1 protein-coding gene is annotated in these 239 nt (G+C 65.7%); it reads right to left on the bottom strand.

Translation table 11 applies throughout. The features are described 5' to 3' along the window. The coding region (locus LQK91_RS21960) for a contractile injection system protein, VgrG/Pvc8 family (protein ID WP_231001694.1) at positions 1-239 on the bottom strand (239 nt) is incomplete at both ends.

Here is a 239-nt window from a genome sequence, read left to right on the forward strand (position 1 = left end):
TTGTGACGGCTCTCGCCGGTGTCGCCGCTGGCGTAACTGTTCTCGGCGAAGTCATAGGTCGCCGAGGTCACCAGATATTCGCCGTTGTCGCTGAAGTGCGGCGCGTTGATGATGGCGAAGGTGAAGCCCGGCGCGATGCCGGTGGCGGTGCCCGACCCGCTGACGCTGTGGTGCTCGGCCTGCCACACCTCCTGACGGATGCGCGCGTAGGACTCGCCGTGGCTGTGGTCGACAAAGTG

The organism is Pantoea sp. MHSD4 (genome assembly GCF_021043305.1).
GTDB classification, from domain to species: Bacteria; Pseudomonadota; Gammaproteobacteria; order Enterobacterales; family Enterobacteriaceae; genus Pantoea; species Pantoea eucalypti.